This window comes from Streptomyces sp. NPDC054841 (assembly GCF_053611045.1).
The window spans coordinates 1-2727 of sequence record NZ_JBSGZO010000749.1 but is presented as its reverse complement, the minus strand read 5'-3'; the positions used below and the strand labels follow the sequence as shown (position 1 = coordinate 2727).

The 2727-nt window shown below is 64.5% G+C and carries 3 protein-coding genes and 1 pseudogene; 2 read left to right on the top strand and 2 right to left on the bottom strand.

The genetic code is table 11. The features are described 5' to 3' along the window. Positions 1–251 precede the first annotated feature (251 nt). Positions 252–1307 (bottom strand): hypothetical protein, encoded by a 1056-nt coding sequence (locus tag ACWGI8_RS42695; protein WP_453668852.1) that lies wholly within the window; start codon positions 1305–1307, stop codon positions 252–254. A gap of 221 nt (positions 1308–1528) precedes the next feature. Here ACWGI8_RS42695 and ACWGI8_RS42690 point away from each other — a divergent pair. Further along, positions 1529–1791, top strand: a pseudogene (locus ACWGI8_RS42690) (transposase); the annotation flags it as partial. Continuing rightward, positions 1761–2186 carry a hypothetical protein gene (locus ACWGI8_RS42685; protein WP_453668853.1) on the top strand — a complete coding sequence of 142 codons (426 nt, stop codon included), beginning with the start codon at positions 1761–1763 and terminating at the stop codon, positions 2184–2186. The pseudogene ACWGI8_RS42690 and the gene ACWGI8_RS42685, both read left to right, overlap by 31 nt. A gap of 217 nt (positions 2187–2403) precedes the next feature. Here ACWGI8_RS42685 and ACWGI8_RS42680 read toward each other — a convergent pair whose 3' ends face one another. After that, positions 2404–2559, bottom strand: coding sequence for a hypothetical protein (locus ACWGI8_RS42680; protein ID WP_453668851.1), 156 nt, complete (start codon positions 2557–2559; stop codon positions 2404–2406). Positions 2560–2727 lie beyond the last annotated feature (168 nt).

Sequence of the window (2727 nt, the reverse complement as noted above, 5' to 3'; positions counted from 1 at the left end):
GTTACTCCACACAAGTCACGATGATCAACGGTGGCCGTACCCGTACCCCTACCAGGCCCCACCAGCAAGATCACGATCTACAGCTGGAGTACTAACCATCAGCACTGACAACCCAGTTGCCAACGGGGCTCACAACCAGAGTTGAAAGAGCACTTACTGAACGACTCCGCGACGCCTCTTCCCAGCTTCCGCTTTCTGCCCGCTGAGCTTCGCCACCGCGCAGGCAGCGTGTCCACAGCCAAGCGCCACCGTCACACGCCGGAGTCGTCGACGTCGATAATGCCAGCCAATTCAGGGCCCACAAGAATAAGACGGGCGCCTTCGCCCTGATACTCCAGCGGCCAACCGCTGCCATAGGCGAGCAGCAGCGTCTCGTGGCCGCCGACCCGTTTCGTGAGCGTGTCGACGAGATCCCGGAGGAGGGGGACGACGAGCTGGTCCACGGGGGGCTGCGGATCGGTATGGTCGTCATCCTCGCTCAAGCACACGGACAAAGCAACGTCGGCAGCACCCAACTCGGTCTCTGCGAGAACGGTGGCCAGGGATGGGCCGTCCAGAAGCTGAAGGTCGTCACCTCCGAGTCCCTTCCATTTCCGGAAGGCGGCATCGGCATCAGCGTCCAGGACGAGGCCGTGCGGTTCGACGGTGACCTTGAACGCGACAGCGTTGTTGTTGTTGATCCAGAGGAACTCGCTGAGCAGCGTCGTGTTCCACCTGATCCGCGCGTCGGGTCCGGCAGATTCGCTGGCCGGGGGTACTGCGGCGGCCGGAGCCATAGACAGTCGGCACGCGTTCCCATCATGATCGCGTACGAGGAGGTGCAGTTCGTCGTCGAGCGCAATACCGCCTGGCTTGGCTGCGACGTGGATCCTCAGTAGGTGCTCGCAGGCCCACTCGGTCAGCACACCGGCAAGGAAGCCGACCAGTGACCCAACTCGTCGGTCGAGTGGACCGGAACCCGCCTCCAAAGTCGTGGTCACTGCTTCGATGACGTACGAGGCTATATCGTCGGGTCGGCCCGCCGAAGCCCGTTGGCCGCAGTAGTAGTCCAGGCCTTCCTCGAACTCCAACAGCTCGGCTTCGACGGGGAAACGATGCCCCTCCGCACCGAACGTCTCGGGGAACCGACCGTACTCGCTCACCTCTGTCAGCGGCGGTGCCGTTTCCCAGTCTTCGTCGAACGCAGGGGGCGCACTGCCACCGATGACCTGCACCCTCCAAGCAGGCACGCCGGTGCCCGGGACGGGCGGCAGCCACTGCTCCAACAAACGTGCGGTCGTAGTGATGAGGTGTTCCTCGGTGGCCACGTTCGGCTCTTTCTGGTCAGGCCATGCATTTCGCGCATGACAGCAGTTCAAATCCAATTCGCCGGACAGCAGACACGACTGGTGGAATCCCCCCGAATGGTCGGAGAAGCGACGCTTCATTCGGTCACCAGTCACACGAGCAACCCTAATCGTCAGCACTGACAGTCCAGTTACCCACGGTCACACACATCAGACAGTCGAAGAGACCTCACGGCCTCGTGCACCCAGATGCCGAGATCATCACCAGCTTCCCAGGGCTGTCCGTGCTCTCCGGAGCACGCGTCCTCGCAGGGATCGGAGACGACCGCGAACGCTTCGCGAACGCCCGAGCCCTGAAGGCATACGCCGGCGCGGCCCCGTTACGCGGGCCTCCGGCCGCAGCCACGTCGTCGTGGCCCGAACCGCCAAGAACCAACGACTGGCCTCAGCCGGGCTGAGGAAGTCCAGTTCTACTTGGACGGCGTCCTCAAGCCCTCCCTCCCCGACGCCGCGATGCTCGGCGCGACACGCCCCTTCCTGGAGGAGCACGTCCGTCGACGCACGTTGTCACTGCAGAACGTCCGCGTCATCGCCGGCCGGGCCCAAGGCCTCATATTCAGCAGCCGCCGAGTGTGCGGGGTCCGCTTCTCCCCCGTGGCCTCAGCCTCTCCAGCAGCCGCACCCGAGGAGGAGCTGGAGGCCGACCTCGTCGTTGACGCGATGGGCCGCTCAAGCCCGCTGACTCGCTTCCCAGGCAGACTACGCCGGATCGAGGCGAAGGCTGCGACCCTGCTCCGCGCCTCTCCCGGGACACCCGTCGTTGCTGCCCTTCGCGTGCTGATACGCGAGTACCGCGCAGGTCGCGGCACGCACAGTCACCGACAAGCTGATGGCTCATAGAGGTAGGCACTGTCCCCCAGCGCTTCGTTGTGTTGGTCCGCCGGCGACTTCGAGGACGACCCCACCGTGTCACCTCGACCCTTTCGCGGCGCAACATCGCCACCAGTCTGTCGAAGCGACGGAGGACCACTGCAGGGTTCGTGCCATCGGTCCTTGGCCTTCCAGGCCAGGCGGGTGCGGGCCTGTCACGTCAGCGTCACGCAAGTGGGCGCGGTGCTCAGCCGAGGGTGTGGGTGTCGCGGTCGAAGACGAGCCGGAACTGCGGGAAGCGTGCCCTCTTCGGATCCAGCAGGTCGATCAGCGTGACCAACTGCGTCTGCAGATCCTGCAGCCGAGTGATGGCCGGGGCGGTGTCCGCAGCGAGCCGGTCCATGTCCGCCAGCAGGACGGAGAACCACTCGGCGAAGCCGTTTTCGTGCTCCAGCTTCGCGCAGAACTCCGCCTAATAGGACTCCGTTAGGTCTTCCTGGCGGGTCTGTTCGGGAGCATGTTGGGTGTGTGGACTCACATGAAGTGAACCGTGTACGGGCGACGTTGGCGT